We start from the raw sequence: 18,075 nt of genomic DNA on the forward strand, positions 1-18,075 counted from the left end.
GTGGACGGCGGCGGCGTAGACCGTGCCAGGGGTGGCCGCCGCCTCCGAAGAGAGCAGCGGCGCGGCGGAATCGCGTGCCAGCGGGCTGCACCCCGTGCCCGAGCGGACCGAGGCGCGCGGCAGCCCGCCCAGGTCGGTCACGGCGGAGACGAGCCCGTCCGGGGACGTCACCGCGGCGTGGCCGGGAGTCCCCGAGGGCGCGTCGGCGAAGGTGCCCGTGCCCGCCTCGACCCGTACGCCAGGGCCCGCTTCCGGCTCCCGTACCGGCTCCGTCCCCACCGGGAGCGCCCAGCCGCCGAACCGCACCCGCACCTCGGGGACGTCATCGGGGGCGGCCGGGTCCACCCGGGCCACCCGCACCTCGACAGCGCCCCGTACCGCCGAACCGACCGTGAGCCAGGGCCCCGTGCGGAAGGTGGCGGGCGGGCCGCCGAAGGGGTCCCACGTCGCACCCGCCGCGTCCACCGGCCAGTGCGCGCGCGAGCGCGAGACGCCCACGCCGTCCGCGACCGAGAGCCGCGCCAGCGGCCTGCGGTGCGCCGCCCGGCCCGCCGCGTCGACGAGCGTCGCGCTCGCCTCCCAGGCGCCCTCGCCCGCGTCCGCCGGGTACTCGGGGGTCGCGTGCGTGGAGTAGCCGAGCCGCGCGTAGTGCGGGTCGTCGGGCCACAGCCGCGCCGGATCGCTGTGGTCACCGCCGTGGTTGACGACCCGTACGACCCCGTCCGCGGCCGTGCCCGTCACGAGCCACCCCGGCCCGTCCAGGGTGCGCGTGAAGTCGCCGCGCTCCACCGCGAGCGGCTCGGGCTCCGCCGTCCACACGGGGTGCGAGGCCGGGAGCAGCAGCCCCGCGAAGCCCTTGCTCGCCCAGTACGGCGAGGCCGGGCCCGAGTACACCTGGGTCAGGCCGCGGAAGGGGCGGTGCCAGCCCAGGCTCAGCAGCCCGTCCCCGGTGAGCGCCCCGTTCTCCGTGAAGTGGGAGAGCGTGCGCGCCGCGAGGGCCCGCGTCTCGCCCGGCGCCAGCGGACTCGCCTCGAAGAGCGTGCCCGTCCACAGCGGGGCGAGGGCCGCCCAGCGGTACGTGAGCGAGCGGCCCTGGAAGAGCGGGGCCCCGTTGCCGCCCACGAGATGGCGCCAGTCGGCGAGGAAGAGCCGCAGCCGCTCCCGGTAGCGCTCGGCGAGCCCTTCGGGCGCCTCGCCGCCGAGTACGCGCGTGAACCACAGCGGATAGAGGTGCATGGCCCAGCCGTTGTAGTGGTCGTGGTTGAGGTGCGCCCCGCCGGTGAGCCCGTCCGAGTACCAGCCGCCGCCCTGGTACCACTCCTCCGTCGTCGCGATCGTCCGGTCCAGGTCCTCCTGCCGCCACTGCCCGCCGACCGTGCGCGCGAACGCCTCCGTGACGCCCTGGAACCAGATCCAGTTGTTCTGCGGCATGTCGGTGCCGACCATGAGGCCCAGCCAGTCGAGCAGTTGGGCGCGGGTGCGGTCGCTCAGGCGGTCCCAGATCCAGGGGCGCGTCTCGTGCAGCGCGAGCGCGATCGAGGCGGCCTCGACCTTCGCCTGATTGGCCTCGGCGAAGGTGGGCCAGCGCTCGGGGCTCTCCGGTTCGACACCCGCGGCGATGCCGCGCGCGTACCACTCGGCGAAGCCGTGCGGGTCCTTCCCCTCCTCGCCGCGCAGCCGGAAGGCGGCGAGGAGGAAGGTGCGCGCGAAGCCTTCGAGGCCGTCGCTCCACTCGCCGCTCGCGCTCGCGGGGCCCGGCAGCCGGATCAGCGCGTGCCGCTCGCTCGCGTACGGGCGCACCGCGCGGAGCATGTCGTCGGCGAGCCGCCCCCAGCGGTCCCGCCCGGTCCACGCGGCGGGGTCGGCGCCGGGGGCTGTGCGGGCGGGGTCCGGTGTGCTTGGCTGCGGCATGACGCGTACTCCTTCGTCAGGGCGTTCCGGGCACGCTACCCCGCCCACGCCCGCGTGGAAAGCGGTTTCTAGGACGGCTGTCCGGACCCTGTGCGCCCGCCGTGATTCCATTAGTCAAGCCGATTGACAAACCTGGCGCGCCCTCCGTACGTTCGTCTGGCCGAGCGGAGCACCCGCGCCGGTGGCGGCGTCGCCGGCGCGACGACACCGTGAACCACCCCGTGCCCGCGATGCCCTTCCCCCGGGCCCGCGCGGTGCGACCGACCGGCTCCCACCGGCCTCGATCCGGCCGCGCGGGGCCGTGAGCACCGATGGGAGCGTGCAAGACCATGACGAACCCCAGCCGAAGGGCGCTCGTCGTCCGCGGCGGGTGGGAGGGACACTCACCCGTCGAGATCACCGACCTCTTCCTGCCCTTCCTCAAGGACGCCGGATTCACGGTCGACACCTCGGACACCCTCGACGTCTACACCGACGCCGAACGCCTCGCCGCCACCGACCTGATCGTCCACTGCTGGACGATGGGCGAGGCGACCCCCGCTCAGAGCGCGGGCCTGGTCGCGGCGGTCCGCGCGGGCACCGGCCTGGCCGGCTGGCACGGCGGCATCGTGGACTCCTTCCGCGGCGATCTCGACTACCAGCGGCTCACCGGGGGGCAGTTCCTCATGCACCCCGAGGGCTTCCACGACCACCGCGTCCACGTCGTCCCCGGGCACGAACTGGTCGCGGGGATCGAGGACTTCGACGTCCACACGGAGCAGTACTGGGTCGCGACCGATCCCGCGATCGAGGTGCACGCCACGACGGTCTTCCCGGCCGGCGAGGAGCACGGCGAGGAGGTCGTGATGCCGGCCGTGTGGAGCCGCCGTTACGGCGCGGGCCGCGTCTTCGTCAACACGATCGGCCACAAGGCCGACGACTTCGACGTGCCCGGGGCGCGTCTGCTGATGGAGAGGGGGCTGCTGTGGGCGAGCCGCTGAGGATAGGCATCGTCGGCGCGGGTGCCATCAGCGGCGCCTACCTCGACTCCCTGGACCGCCTCACCCGCCCGCTGCGGGTCACCGCCGTCGCGGACCTCGACCTGACGCGCGCGAAGGCCGCCGCGGCGCGGGCCGGGGACGCCGTCGCGCTCGGCTCGGTCGGGGAACTCCTCGGCCGCGAGGACGTCGACGCCGTACTGAACCTGACGATCCCCGCCGTGCACGCCGAGGTCGCGCTCGCCGCGCTCGCGGCGGGCAAGCACGTCTACGGCGAGAAGCCGCTCGCCGCGACGCGGGAGGAGGCCGCCGCGGTGCTCGCGGCGGCTCAGGCCGCCGGACTGCGGGTCGGCTGCGCCCCCGACACCGTGCTCGGTACGGGGACGCAGACCGCGCGCAAGGCCGTCGCGGACGGACGGATCGGCACGCCCGTCGCCGCGACCGCCTTCATGACGACGGCGGGTCACGAGGCGTGGCATCCGGACCCGGAGTTCTACTACCGGCCCGGGGGCGGCCCGCTGCTCGACATGGGCCCGTACTACCTCTCGGCGCTCGTCCACCTCCTCGGCCCGGTCGCCAAGGTCACCGGCGCGGTCTCCGCTCCGCGCGCGGAGCGCGTCATCGGCAGCGGCCCGCGCGCGGGCACCCGCTTCCCCGTCGAGGTGGACACGCACGTCACCGGTGTCCTGCACCACGCGAGCGGCGCGCTGAGCACGCTCGTGATGAGTTTCGACATCCCGGCGGCGCGCCTGCCGCGCATCGAGGTCTACGGGACCGAGGGCTCCCTCTCGGTGCCCGACCCCAACGGCTTCGACGGCCCCGTCGAGCTGAACCGGGGCGCGGGCTGGGAGGAACTTCCCGCCAGCGCCGGGTTCCCGGGCGCGGGGCGCGGCATCGGCCTCGCCGACCTGGCCGACTCGCTCCGTACGGGCCAGGCGCACCGCGCCTCCGCGGGGCTCGCGCACCACGTGCTCGACACGATGCTGACGCTGCTCGACTCGGCGCACGAGGGGGTCACGCGCGAGGTGGCCAGTACGTGCGAGGTGCCGAGGCTCGTGACCACCGGGCGCGTCTGAGGGGGCGCGGGGCCCGCGGCCCCGTCGCGGAGGAATTCCGTGGCGGGGCCGTCCGGCGCTCTGCTACCCCTGGGGAATGGACGCACACGAAGACTCCCTGCGGGAACTGCTCGCGGCCCGCGCCTGCGAACGCCTCGTCCTCGACCTCATCCACCGGCTCGACCTGGGTGAACCGGCCTCCGTCGCCGAGCTGTTCACTCCGGACGGGGTGTGGGAGTGGGCGGCGGGCGGTCGCCGCATCGCCGGGCGCGAGGAACTGGCCGCCTACTTCGGCGGGCGCCCCGCCGACCGTCTCTCGCGCCGCCTCGCGACCAACATCCGCGTCACCGTGGACTCGCCCGGCACGGCGCACGCGACGAGCTACTTCGTCACCTACCGCGTCGACGGCAACGACCCCGCCCGCCTCGTCCCGCCCCCGCCCCCGGCCAACGCGGGCCACTACGAGGACACCTTCCGCCGCGTCGACGGCACCTGGCTCCTCGCCCACCGCCGCCTCCACCTGGCCTTCGGGGGGCCGACGCCGCGGCACGGGGCGTGACGGGGGGTGCACGGAGGGGGCGGTGCGGGACCGGTCGCGCCACCGGCCCCGCACCGCCCCCGTGCTCCGCGCTCTCCCGTCAGGGCAGCGCGTGCACGTGCGGGCCCACCGCGTTGCTCCAGGCGTTGCCCGCCGTCGCGTCCCAGTTCGTGGACCAGGTCATCGCGCCGCGCAGCGCCGGATACGTCGTGGAGGGCTTGAACGAGCCGCAGTTGGTGCCCTTCGCGAGGCAGTCGAGGGCGTTGTTCACGACCGTCGGCGCCACGTAGCCGCCGCCCGCCGCGCGCGTCGACGCCGGGAGTCCGAGGCCGACCTGCGAGGGGGCGAGGCCGCCCTGGAGCTGGATGCAGGCGAGCGCGGTGAGGAAGTCCACCGAGCCCTGGCTGTAGACCTTGCCGTCGCAGCCGAGCATCGAACCGCTGTTGTAGTACTGCATGTTGACGACCGTGAGGATGTCCTTCACGTTGAGCGCCGTCTTGAAGTACTCGGCGGACGTGGACTGCATGTCGATCGTCTGCGGCGCCATCGTGAGGACGAGCGAGCTGCCCGCCTTCGCGGAGAGGGAGCGCAGGGCCTGCGACATGTAGGTGGAGTTGACGCCGTTCTCCAGGTCGATGTCGACGCCGTCGAAGCCGTAGGTCCGCATGAGCGCGTACACGGAGTCGGCGAAGTTCGTCGCCGAGGCGCCGTCGGCGACGGACACCGTGCCGTTCTGGCCGCCGATGGAGATGACGACCTTCTTGCCGGCCGCCTGCTTCGCCTTGATGTCGGCCTTGAACTGGTCGACGGTGTAGCCCTTCAGGCCCGCGGAGTCGAGCGTGAAGGACACGGCGCCCGGCGTGGTGGTGGCGTCCGCGAAGGCGACCGCGATGATGTCGTACTGCGCCGGGACCTGCGCGAGCGTCTGCACGGTCGCGCCGTTGTCGAAGTTCTGCCAGTAGCCGGTCACGGCGTGCTTCGGGACGGAGCCGCCGCCCCCGGGGTTGCCGCCCGAGGTGGTGGTCGCCGAGACGGCCGCGGACTTCGGGGACTCACCGGCCGCGTTGACGGCCGTGACCTGGAAGCTGTACGTCGTGCCGGAGGTCAGGCCCGTGACGGTCGCCGAGGCGCCGGTCACCGACTGCACCTTCGCGCCGTCGCGGTACACGTTGTAGCTCGTCGCGTTCGTGACGGGGTTCCAGCTCAGCGGGACCGAGGTCGCCGCCGCGGCGCCGGCCTTCAGGCCGCCGGGCGCCCCGGGCACGCTCGGCGTGGTGCCCCCGCCGCCGCCCCCGTCCGGGCCGAGCACGGACACGTCGTCGGCGTAGTACGCGGGCTGCCCGTACCAGCCGTGCAGGTAGACCTGGACCGAGGTGGTGTTCGCGCCGGTCGTGAAGGTGGTCTTGAGCTGCGAGAAGCCGGAGGTGCCGGGGGTCCAGGTGGACACGTCCGTCGTCCCCGTGCCGCTCGCGCCGAGGTAGACGTACGAGCCCTGCACGTACGCGCCGAGCGTGTAGGTGGCGTTCGGCTTGACCTTGACGGTCTGGACGCACTGGCCCGTGTCGGACGCCGACGGGCTCGCCTTCAGCGCGGCGCTGCCCGCGTGGACCGGCGAACCCACCGCCTCGCCACTGCCGTTGCTGCAGGTCCAGCCCGAGAGCCCGGACTCGAAGCCCGGGTTCTGCGCGTTGTTGACGTCGGCGGCCTGGGCGGTCCCGGCGACGAGCCCGCTCAGCAGCAGTGCGGTCGCGGACACGAGGGCGCCCGCGCCGAAAAGCCGGCGCAGGCGGGAGCGGGGGGAGGGACGGGTGCGGCCGGGTCTGCCGGTCGCCGAAGAGGGGACGCGTTCCACAACTACCTCCGGAAGGGAGTCACTTGGAGGAGAACAGGGCACTGCGGGCACTGCGGGTGCGGAACGGTGGCCACCGTCTGACCGGAGGATGGTCCAGACCAATCGGGTTGTCAAGACCTCTGGCGCGGAGTGGGCCGCGTCCCGGTCAGCGGGACGTCGCCTCGCGGGAGCCGAGGGCCGGCGCAGGGTGGGAGCGCTCCCCGTAACCCCCTGTCCTCCCGTCCCGCCGTGTCGTAGGTTCGCGCGGGGGCGGGCGGCAGGCGCGCCGCCCGGAGAGGAACGACGCATGTCCCCGTTCGTACGGCCCTACCGCCCCGCCGACCACGAGGCGCTCGCCGACATCTGCGTGCGCACCGCGCACCTCGGCGGCGACGCCCGCCCGCACTACCGCGACCCGTCCGTCCTGCCGGTGCTCTTCGCGCACCCGTACGCGGCCTTCGCGCCGGAACTGTGCTTCGTCCTCGACGACGGCGGGCGGGCGGTGGGCTACGTCCTCGGCACGGCCGACACGGACCGCTTCGTCGACCGCTTCCGCGCGGAGTGGCTGCCGCGCCACGCGGAGCGCTACCCGCTCCCGGCCGGCCCCGCGGCCGACGCCGACGAGGTGATGGCGGGCCTCCTCCACGACCCCGAGCGGATGCGCGTCCCGGCGCTCAAGGACTACCCCGCACACCTCCACATCGACCTCCTCCCCTCCTTCCAGCGCCAGGGCTTCGGACGCCGCCTGATGAACGCCCACCTCACGGCCCTCGCCGCCCACGGCGCTCCCCGCGTCCACCTCGGCATGGTCACCGCCAACACCCCGGCCCGCGCCTTCTACGACCGCCTGGGCTTCCACGAACTCCCGGTCCCGGACGCGGGCGAGCTGACGTACCTGGGGCGGGGGACGGGGGGCGAGGTGTAGGAAGGCGGATGTCGCTCTCGCCCGGTTCGGGGCTTTTCTTGTTGTGACTCTCCTCTCACTAGCATGTGAAGATCCTTTGTGGCTTGCGTGTCTTTCCTGTGCACGGATAGAACTCACCTCTTCGAGATCCATTCCTCTGGGGGTTCCGTGCGTCCCGCGCGTCCTTTTGTCCTCGCCCTGGCCTTTCTCCTGGCCATCACGGCCGGAACCGAGCAGTCGGCGTGGGCCGGGAGCGACACGGCGTCGCTCGCCGTAGACGCGCCCGACCAGGTGTGGGGCAGTGCCGAGGAGCGTGCGCACACCGTCTCCACGAATGCGACTGCCGCGGAAGCGAGGGGCGGCAGGGCGAAGCCCCTCACCGGCAAGGGGGGACTTCCGGCCGCGGAGCACGAATCCGTGACCGTCCTCGCCACAGACCCCGAACCACCCGCGCCATCCACCGCCGAGAAGGTCGATCCGCCACTCGCGGCCGGGCCGACGGGCTTCGACGCGCAACGCAGTGTCGAACTTCCCGAGGAGCGCGGCGCGTCGGAGCGGACCTACCGGAACCCGGACGGGACCCTCACCACCCGCTTCTACACCGAGCAGATCAACTACCGCGACAAGCAGGGCGACTGGAAACCAGTCGACACGAAGCTCGTGCCGACGGCGAAGACCCGCGCCAGCTCGCTGAGCGGTGCCGGGGACGGCCCCGCCTGGGAGACGGAGTCCACCGCCTCTCCCGTTACGTTCGCCGCTACCGCGGATGCCTTCCCGCTCGTGAGCATGAGCGTGGGAGACGAACTGTCCGTCGGGTACGGAGTGCAGGACGCCCGTACCGTCGTGGGATCGGCAGAGGAGAGCGCGGTCGCGTACCGCGACGTGCGCGTCGGCGCCGATCTGGAGTTCGTCGCGGGCGGCTCCTCGGTGAAGGAGGTCGTCGTCCTCAAGGATGCGAAGGCCGCCACCGAGTGGAAGTTCCCCTTGAGCCTCAAGGGGCTCACAGCGAGCGAGGACGGCCACGGCGGGATTGCCTTCCGGGACGCTGAAGATGTCGTCCGCGCGACCATGCCGGCCGGCTGGATGCAGGACTCGGCCGCCACCGACGGCTCGCGGGAAGGAGAGGTTTCATCCGGCGTCACGTACCGCCTGAGCGACGAGAACGGTGCGCCCACAGTCACCATGACCCTTGACGCCGAGTGGCTGCACGCTCCGGAGCGCGTCTTCCCGGTGCGGGTCGACCCGTCGCTGAAGTCCTTCGACGCCACATCCGGCACCTACGTCGAATCCCCTTACAACCAGAGCTTTGCCTCCGACACCGTGCTCAAGACCGGGACCTACGACGGAGGAAGTCACAAGGCCGCCGCCTTCCTCCGCTTCAGCGGGGTGGAGAGCACCCTCAAGAACGCATGGGTGGTCGGCGCGAATCTCGCGCTGTACAACACGTGGTCCCAGTCCTGTACGGCCCGCCCTGTCACGATCCACCCGATCACATCGAACTGGTCGGAGTCGACCACCACCAAGTACCCGGGGCCCGCGACCGGTTCTTCACTCGCCTCGAAGAGCTTCGCGCATGGTTGGCGCCCCGAGGGCACGACGACGTGGTCCTGCGGGGCGGCATGGGAGAACATCAAGCTCGGCTCCGCCGGCCGGAAACTGGTCGACGACTGGACCCACGGGCGCAAGAAGAACTACGGCCTCGCCGTCAAGGCGTCGACGAGCGACAGCAAGGGGTGGAAGCAGTTCGGCTCGGACGACTACCCGAACGGCAAGCCCAGTCTCGACGTGACGTGGACGAAGTACGGTGCCGAATACCGGCTCGGTGACTTCACGGCTCCGGTTACCGCTACGAGCGAGGGAATCCAGAAGGTCACTCTCACCAATCGTGGGCAGGAGACCTGGCCCAAGGGCGGCAAGTACAAACTCCGCTACAACCTCTACGACGCCAAGGACAAGGAGATCACCGACTCCGCCAAGATGGCGTACACGGAAATGCCCGAAGCCGTCGCCCCCGGCGACAGCGTCACGGTGAATGCCAAGATCGCCCCGCTCGACCCGGCCACGTACACCGTCCAGTGGACCATGACGGACTACGGCGTCAGCCGCTTCACCTCGGCGGGCATCCCGGGGCCCGCGGTGCGGATCTCCGCTGTCAACCTGCCGCCTCAGCTCACCGCCGAGTCTCCTGCCGGCGGGATCACCGTCGACACCCTCACCCCCACTCTGTGGGCCAAGGGAGAGGACGCCGACGCCTACCCGAAGGCCACCCTCCAGTACTCCTTCGAGGTGTGCGAGGTCGAAGGCAGCAACACCCGGGCCAACTGCCGCAAGGGCAGCCGTGGCGAAGACCAGCAGTGGGCCGTTCCGGAAGGCTGGCTCTCCTGGGACAGGGCCTACGCCTGGTACGCCTACGCGTATGACGGCGAGAAGACCTCTGAGCGACCGGGACCCGCACGCCTGTCCACCGAGGTGCCGCAGCCGATGGTCACGAGCCACCTCGGCGCCACCGACGGTCAGAGCGAGATCGGTGCCCGCTACGGCAACTTCAACACCTCCGCCACGGACGCCGCCCTCACCACAGCCGGCCCCGAGCTTGCCGTCACCCGCACCTACAACTCCCTCGACCCGCGTGCCTCCGGGCCCTTCGGCACGGGCTGGTCCACACGCTGGGACATGCGCGTCCGGACCGAACCCGACAGCCATACCGCTGTGGTGACCATGGCCGACGGAACCCAGGTCCGCTTCGGACGCAACGCGGACAACAGCTACACCGGCCCCTCCGGCACCGCACTCACTCTCACCGGCGTCGGTGAGAGCTGGAGCCTGCGCGACAGTAAAGGCACCACGTACAGCTTTCTGCCGACCGGTCAGCTCGCGGCCGTCATGGACGCCTCGGGACGCATGCAGCGCCTGAAGCGCGAGGCCGAGGACGGGGGTGACCTGATCAAGGTCACCGACAGCCTCTCCGGCCGCTCTCTCGACCTCACCTGGAGCGGCGGCCACGTCACCTCCGTCACCACGAACGCGGTGGGCTCGCAGACGGCTGGGCTCACCTGGACTTACACGTACAAGGGAGACCGGCTCACCCGGGTGTGTCCGCCAGACACCACCACCGCGTGCACCGACTACGTCTACGAGGACGGCTCCGTCTACCGCAGTGGTGTGCTCGACGCCGCCCCCACCTCCTACTGGCGCCTCGGCGAGAGCGAGGGCTCCGTCGCCGCCGGGGAAGCGCCCTCGGCCACCGGGCTCAAGGAAGGCACCTACCGCGACGTCACGTTGGGCGCCGCGGGCGCGACTGCCGGGACCACGGATACCGCGGTCACCTTCGACGGCACCGACTCGGTCGTCGAACTCCCCGCGAGCAGCCTGAAGGCGGCCGCTTACCCGGCCATCGAGCTGTGGTTCAAGACCACGACGGCCTCCGCCGTGCTCGTCGGCTTCCAGGAGGACGAGCTGGGCCAGAAGCCCGCCGCTTCGTGGCGCCCCGTGCTGAACATCGATTCCAAGGGCAAACTGCGTGGGGAGTTCCGGCGTACCGGCATGGCCGGTGCGAGCGGTCCTGTCACCTCGCCCGCGGCCGTCACCAACGGCGCCTGGCATCACGCGGTCCTCACTGCCGACGCGGCAGGCCAGTCGCTCTACCTCGACGGGAAGAAGCTCGGCACGATCGACGGCGGCGTCTCCGACCAAGCCCGTGACTACGCCTACCTCGGCGCCGGGTACACCAGCACCAGCTGGACCGGTGACCCGGACGGCGAACGGCACTTCAAGGGGCAGATGGACGAAGTCGCCTTCTACGACCACCCCCTGGACCCGGAGACCGTCAGCGAGCACTACGCGGCACGCACCGCGCGAACCCGCCTGACCACGGTCACCCTGCCCTCCGGCCGGGCTCACGCCGTCGCCTCGTACGACCAGGTCTCGGGCCGGCTGACGCGTCACACCGACGAGGCGGGGGTCATGCGCAGTGTCTCCGCCCTCGACTACACCGGAGCCTCGGGCGCCTACGCGGATCTCGTGCGCGGAGGGAAGCCCACCGGCTACTGGCGCTTTGGCGAGCACACGGGCGCGACCGTCCTGAGCGCCCTCGACTCAGGCGGGGACGGAGACTACCTCGACGGCTCGCGCCCAGGCGCTCCCGGGGTCTTCCGCGAGCAGGACGACCCGGCCGCGTCCTTCGACGGCAGCGGCTCTGTCGAAGTCCCCGCCGAGTCCCTCGGCACGGGCACCGACATGAGTGTCGAACTGTGGTTCCGTACGAAGAAACGCGGCGTCCTGGCGACGATGCAGAATAGCGAGTTCGGTGATACACCGACCGGCTGGCGCCCCATGCTCGTCATCGACGCGGACGGCAGGGTGCGCGGCAAGTTCCAGCCCGATAACGACTCGCTGCTCTCGCGCACCACGGTGACCGACAACGCCTGGCACCACGTTGTCCTCACGGGTACCGCGGACGGCTCAGCTCTCTACCTCGACGGGCGGCTCCAGGGCCAGAACGCGGGACCGGTCAGCACTGTCCGCCACCCGCACGTCTTCATCGGTGGCGGCTACGTCTCCTCCGGCTGGGACGGTGAGGCCGGCGCGTACCGGAATTTCACCGGGCAGATCGACGAAGCCGCCTTCTACGGGCGCAGCCTCGTGCCGTGGGTCAGCAAGAAGCCCGTCGGTCTCGGAGCCGTCGGAACCCACTATGAAGCGCGCACCGTGCAACTGAGCGGTAGCGACGACCAGTATCGGGGAGTCGCGCTCGCCGACGCCCCCGCCGCCTACTGGCGGCTTGGCGAGGAGAGCGGTACCGCACTCGCGAGCACGGCCGGTGGCGTGTCGACGCACGCGACGTTGCACGGGAACACCACCCAGCTCGCCTCCACAGGCGTCTTCGGCTCGGGTGGGAACACCTCGATCGAACTCGCGGACAAGGGCTACATCGAGACCCCCGCCGACATCCTGGCGGGCGCCGCCAGCCTTTCCGTCGAAATGTGGTTCAAGACGGCGCAGGCCAAGGCGGTTCTGGCAGGTTTCCAGGAAGCGCCCGTGGGCCAGACCCCCGCCGCCTCGTGGCGCCCCGTCCTCAACATCGACGCCGACGGGAAACTCCGGGGCGAGTTCCGTGAGGAGGGCGTCAGCGGGGCCCAGGGGCCGATCACCTCCGGCGCCAAGGTCACCGACGACGCGTGGCACCACGTCGTCCTCAGCGGTGGGCCCAGCGGGCAGACCCTCTACCTGGACGGCGTCAAGGTCGGCTCCCGAGACGAGGCGATATCCGACCAGTCACGAGCCTATGCGGCGATCGGCGCCGGGTACGCGAGTGAGAGCTGGATGGGAGTCCCCTCCGGCACCTACTACCTGGCCGGGCAGCTCGACGAGGTCGCGCTGTACCGCACGGCCCTCACCGCCCAACAGGCCGCCGCCCATTACCGGGCGCAGGCCGAGACCTTCGAAGCCGACCTCGTCGCCTCCGTCAAGGTCACCGACCCCGCCGACCACATCGCCACCACGCGGTTCGACGCACTACGCGGCGGTCGGCTGGTCTCCACCACCGATCCCCTGGGCGGCCTCACAGCCTACGCCTACGACATCGGCGGGAACCTGCACACCGTCACCGACCCGGGTGGGCACACAACCGTCACCGGGCACGACAAGCACGGCAACACCGTCTCCACCACCACGTGCCGCGACGCGAACTCCTGCTGGACCTCCTTCAGCACTGCGTTCTACAACGAGAAGGATGTTCTCGACCCGCGCAACAACCTTCCTCTGACGGTCAGTGACGCCCGCTCGCGTGACGCCGCTGACACGACGTACCGCTCCACGTACACGTACACAGCGCAGGGTCAGGTCACCGCCATCCAGCGCCCGGTCACCGGCAAGGAGACCACCACGTACACCACGGGAAGCGAGAGCGCCGTCGGCGGCGGGACCACGCCCGCCTACCTGCCGGCCAAGCGGACCACCGCCGCGGGCGCCGTCACCGCGTACCGCTACCACGCCAACGGTGACCTCGCCGAGGTCACGAGCCCCTCGGGCCTCCGCACCCGTTACACCTACGACGGCCTCGGACGCATGCTGACCGAGACACAGGTCTCCGACAGCCAGCCCGAGGGCGTCACTACCGGCTACATCTATGACGAGCGTTCCCAGGTCGTCGCGGAAACAGGCGTCACCGTCCGCGACGAGCTCACCGGTACTCCGCACACCGCCCGCATCAGCCGCGTCTTCGACGCGGACGGCAACCTCCTCAGCGAGAGCGCCGAGGACGCCGCAGGCAACGACGCCGCCCGCACCACGACGTATCACTACGATGCGCACGGCCGAAACGACTCGGTGACCGACCCCGAGCGTCAGGTCACGGAACTGCGGTACAACAGCATCGGACTGCTGAGCGGCACGACGGACCCGGCGGGAAACAGGACCGATGTCGCCTACGACGCCGCCGGACGGACTACGACGACCACGCTGCGCGACTGGACAGGCGATCCCGCCGGCGGGACCCGCGATCTCGTCCTGGAGTCCCGGGCCTACGACCCGGCCGGACGCCTCGCCTCCACCACTGACGCCATGGGCGCCACAACCGAGTACACCTACTTCGACGACGGGCTGCCGGCCACGGTGACGGCCAAGCGGGTCACACAGGCCGACGGAAGCACGCACGACATCGTCCTGGAGAGCGACACCTACGACGCGGCGGGCAACCTCGTCGCCACCGTCACGGGCAACGGAACCACCAAGCAGACCTTCACAGTGGACGCCCTCGGACGCCCCACGTCGTCCACCCTCGACCCCGCGGGACTCAACCGCGTCGCCACCCTCGCCTACGACAAGGACGACCGCGTCACCGAGCAGACCGAAACCATCGACGGCTCCAAGCGGCTGACGAGCACGCAGGATTACGACGCCGCAGGCAACGTGATCCGTCAGTCCGTCACGGACGGCACGAGCACCCACACGACGACCGCCACTTACGACCAGCGTGGTCTGCCGCTCACCACCGTCTCGCCATTGGGCAACGTCAGTGGCACCGACGCCGCAGCCCACACAACCGCATACCGCTACGACGCTCTCGGCAATCTCGTCGAACAGAAGTCGCCTTCGGTCATGACTGAGGAGAACGGCGAGGGCGCCGTGTCCGCACGGCCTACTACTCGCTTCGGCCACAACGCATTCGGCGAGGTCACCGAAACCGAGGACAGCCGGGGCAAGACATCCACGGTCACGTACGACCGACTTGGCCGGGTCGTGGCAGGCACGCTTCCGGACTACACCCCGCCCGGCTCCGACACCCCGCTCGCGTCGACCACCCGCACCACCTACAACGCGCTCGGCCTCGCGCAGACCGTCACTGACCCCTTGGGGCGCGTCACGCGCTACGGTTACGACCAACTCGGCAACATGACGAGCAGGACCGACCCGGTCGCCGACGCCAAGACAGCTCTGAAGAGCTCGCCCGTGCCCGGATTGCTCGGCGCCGAGGGAGGGGGAGAGGGCGGCGTCTCGCGCTACGTCTGGACCCCGACCGGCCTCCAGCTGTCGGCCACGGACCCGACCGGCGCCCGTACTGAGGCGACTTACGACGAACTCGGCCGACAGCTCACCGGCACCGTCATGGAGCGCTTTCCCGATCTGCGCGTTCTCGTCAGCCGCTCGGTCTGGGACGACGCGGGCAACCTCCGCTCGACCACCAGCCCCGCCGGGGTGACGAGCACCGCCACCTACAACCCGGCCGGTGAGCAGCTCACTGCCTCCGATACGCGCGGCACGACGCGGTACGCCTACGACGGTCTCGGCCGTTCCACCGAGACGGTGGACGCCACCAACCGGCGGACCACCCGCGCCTACAACGCGCTCAGTGAGGTCACCGCGGTCACCGACTACGGAACGGGCGCCGATCCGCTGCGTACGACGCGGAACGAGTACGACGTTGAGGGCAATCGCCGCAGCGCCGTCTCGGCCGGGGGCGCCACGACTCTCTTCGCCTACGACGCGCTCGGCCGTCTCACCGGGCAGACCGAACCCGTCAAGGACGGTGAGACGATCGCGACCTCGTTCGGCCATGACGCGGTGGGCAACCTGACCCGACTGACCGATGGGAGGGGCAACGAGACCGTTTACACCTTCAACGCCTGGAACCTTCCCGAATCCACGACCGAACCGCCCACTGCCGCCCACCCGGAACCGGTGAACCGCACCTGGACCACCGTTTACGACAAGGCGGGTCAAGCTGTCACCCAGCACCTGCCCGGCGGAGTCACCCGGCACAGCGCCTACGACGCTCTTGGCAGACTGGTGCACGAGAGCGGCAGCGGTGCCGATGCGAGCACTACGGACCGGAACCTGGAGTACGACCTCTCGGGCCGGATGACGGCGAGCGGCGGCGCGGACTCGCTGACGAAGACGGTCTACACGTACAACGACAGGGGCGAGGTACTCACCGCCAAGGGGCCGAGCGGCTCCGCCGTCTACGGTTACAACGACGACGGACAGATGACCTACCGCGACACCGAGGCCGGGGTCGACCAGTACGGCTACGACAACTCCGGGCGCCTTAACTGGTCCGGCGGCGGGGCTCTCGGCAGCGATCTCTGGTACGACTTCGACGCGGCTGGCAGGCTCACCCTGGAGCAGTACGCCACCCGCACGGGGCCGGACCGGTACCAGGTGGACGCCAAGCGAGTGCACACCTACGACGCGCTCGGCCGGCCGGCCACCGACACTGTGGGCAGCGCCGACGACACCCGGACGACCTCTCGAATCTCCTACGGTTACGACCTCGACGACCAACTCGTCAGCAAGAAGAGCACCGGTCTCGGGGCGGACATCGAGGAGTCGTACACCTACGACGACTCCGGCCGGATGACCTCCTGGACGAGCGGTAGCGGTACCGTCGCCTACGCGTGGGATGCGGCCGGGAACCGGACGCGAACCGGCGATGTCGAGGCGACGTACGACGCCCGCAACCGGCTGCTGACACAGGGCGCGAAGACCTACTCCTACACGCCGCGCGGCACTCTCGCCTCGGTCAAGAGCGACGGCTCCGCCACGCGTGACCTCGCCTTCGACGCTTTCGAGCGCAAGGTCGAGGACGGCGGGGTGACCAGCTCCTACGACTCCCTCGACCGCGTGCAGCGTCGTGGGGACACCGATTTCACCTATGACGGCGGTTCGAACGACGTGACCTCGGACGGCACCTCCACCTACAGCCGTACGCCCGAGGGCCTCCTCTTCTCTTGGACGACGGACGGAGAGAGCCGCCTGGCGCTCACCGATCAGCACACCGATGTCATCGCGGGGCTGACCCCGGATGGCACGAAGGTCACGAGTTCCACCGGCTACGACCCCTTCGGCATGGCGGTGTCGGCAGAAGGAACCTCGCCGGCGGTGGGATACCAGTCGGGCTGGACGGACCCGGACAACGGCGACGTCAACATGGCCTCGCGCTGGTACTCGCCGGAAACGGGCGGCTTTGACTCGCGGGACACGTGGCAACTCGACGCCACACCGTCCGGGCAGGCCAACCGTTACAGCTACGGCCTCGGCAGCCCGGTCAACGGGACCGATCCAAACGGGCACTGCATCGGCCCCGTTCTCGTGATCTGCGGCATAGCTCTCTATGACCTCGTCGTCGGAGGCGTCGCCGTCGCCGGCGGGCTCGCCATCGGCGGTTCGATTCACAACGGTGTGAAGAACTACAAGGGGAATCACGGTTCCCTGACCTCCGGCGGTTCGCACGCCGGTTCCTACGGGCCGTTCGGTTCCGTCATCTCGTCCAACCAGTCCATGGTGGACAGCATCAACGCGCAGGCCGACGCCATGCGGCGGCAGGCGTCCAAGAGCAGCGGCAAGAGTTCGCGCGGCAGTCGCGGGGGACGCGGCGGCGGTGGCGGCTACGGGGGTGGTTACGGTGGCGGCGGTGGCTACACCGGCTACGTGCCGAACACCGCTCCGTGGGCCCCGACCAGTGTCCCGGCCGTCCGCATTCCCGTGCGTCCTCCGGCTCCGCCGATCGATCAGAACCCGAACAACGGGCCGCACCCGGTCACCGCACCCGCCCGTCCGACCCCGAAGCCGGACTGGGACCCGAAGAACGGTGGCTGGAAGCCCGGTGACGTCATCGACATGGTCGTCGGCGCGCTCAAGATGCTCAACGCCGGAGACGAGAAGGGGGCGTACCAACCGCACGACCAGGGGACGTACGAGACGGCGGCAGGGAATGCCAATGGGAACGGGTCGCGTGACGACGACCCGACGTGCAGGCGGGGCGGGGAGGGCTGGGTCAGGCCCAGTGAAACGGACGCGGAACACGGTAATCGTGCTGTTGGGATCGAGGCGTGTCTGGACAGCGCAAGAATTTCCTCGCACCCAGGTTCTCCCACGACCAGGGAAATCCGTCCGCCGGGATATCAATGGCTGCGTCGCACCGCCACGTACCATCAGAACAGTCCCCGCCGGTTCTGGGTGAACAATTGTCACCTGCTGGGCAGTCAGCTCGGGGGCAACGGGCAGGATTTGCGAAACCTTGCCACGTGCTCAAGGTCAGCGAATTCCGATCGGCAGGCCGAAACTGATCCGGGGAACCCGGTTCCTCCGATGTCGCACTACGAGGACCGGGTAAGGAGCGCCATCGACAGTGGCGAAATCGTCTACTACAGAGTCACGCCGGTCTATGAAAAGTCACGGACGGTGCCGAAGTCCTTCGATATGCTGGCAGAAGGAATGTGGCCTGATGGGAGTCGGGGAATTGACATGAAAGTCAGTGTTCCTAACCTGATGTACAGTAACCGTACTGGCGCTTGGATAAATGCCGGAACGGTGACTCACCTGGGTGTTCCGGTTCCGACCGATTCTATGCGGTGATTTCG

General features: G+C 70.4%; 7 protein-coding genes. 5 read left to right on the plus strand and 2 right to left on the minus strand.

Features of this window, described 5'->3' with window-relative positions:
* The coding region (locus tag G3I42_RS22660) for a DUF2264 domain-containing protein (protein ID WP_164288741.1) at positions 1 to 1,911 on the minus strand (1,911 nt) is incomplete at its 3' end.
* A gap of 311 nt (positions 1,912 to 2,222) precedes the next feature.
* On the opposite strand from G3I42_RS22660, the gene G3I42_RS22665 reads away from it, so the two are divergent.
* The 3 genes from G3I42_RS22665 to G3I42_RS22675 all read left to right on the plus strand — a co-directional run bounded on the left by G3I42_RS22665 (position 2,223) and on the right by G3I42_RS22675 (position 4,502).
* Complete coding sequence (locus G3I42_RS22665) at positions 2,223 to 2,891, plus strand: ThuA domain-containing protein (protein ID WP_164288743.1); 669 nt, start codon at positions 2,223 to 2,225, stop codon at positions 2,889 to 2,891.
* On the plus strand, positions 2,876 to 3,964 hold the full coding sequence (locus G3I42_RS22670) for a Gfo/Idh/MocA family oxidoreductase (protein ID WP_164288745.1): 1,089 nt from the start codon (positions 2,876 to 2,878) through the stop codon (positions 3,962 to 3,964). The genes G3I42_RS22665 and G3I42_RS22670 overlap by 16 nt, the downstream gene beginning before the upstream one ends.
* Before the next feature lie 76 nt (positions 3,965 to 4,040).
* Positions 4,041 to 4,502, plus strand: coding sequence for a nuclear transport factor 2 family protein (locus tag G3I42_RS22675; RefSeq protein WP_164288747.1), 462 nt, complete (start codon positions 4,041 to 4,043; stop codon positions 4,500 to 4,502).
* A gap of 79 nt (positions 4,503 to 4,581) precedes the next feature.
* Here the strand turns inward: G3I42_RS22675 and G3I42_RS22680 are convergent, their stop codons facing one another.
* The gene (locus G3I42_RS22680; RefSeq protein ID WP_164288749.1) at positions 4,582 to 6,333 is read right to left on the minus strand and encodes a glycosyl hydrolase family 18 protein; all 1,752 of its coding nucleotides are present in this window, start codon (positions 6,331 to 6,333) and stop codon (positions 4,582 to 4,584) included.
* A gap of 286 nt (positions 6,334 to 6,619) precedes the next feature.
* Between G3I42_RS22680 and G3I42_RS22685 the strand changes: the two genes are divergently transcribed.
* Both G3I42_RS22685 and G3I42_RS22690 read left to right on the plus strand, forming a co-directional pair.
* Positions 6,620 to 7,237, plus strand: coding sequence for a GNAT family N-acetyltransferase (locus G3I42_RS22685; protein ID WP_164288751.1), 618 nt, complete (start codon positions 6,620 to 6,622; stop codon positions 7,235 to 7,237).
* Positions 7,238 to 7,633: 396 nt separating this feature from the next.
* Positions 7,634 to 18,070, plus strand: coding sequence for a LamG-like jellyroll fold domain-containing protein (locus G3I42_RS22690; RefSeq protein WP_343244633.1), 10,437 nt, complete (start codon positions 7,634 to 7,636; stop codon positions 18,068 to 18,070).
* Positions 18,071 to 18,075 lie beyond the last annotated feature (5 nt).

The organism is Streptomyces sp. SID11385 (genome assembly GCF_010548245.1).
GTDB lineage: Bacteria > Actinomycetota > Actinomycetes > Streptomycetales > Streptomycetaceae > Streptomyces.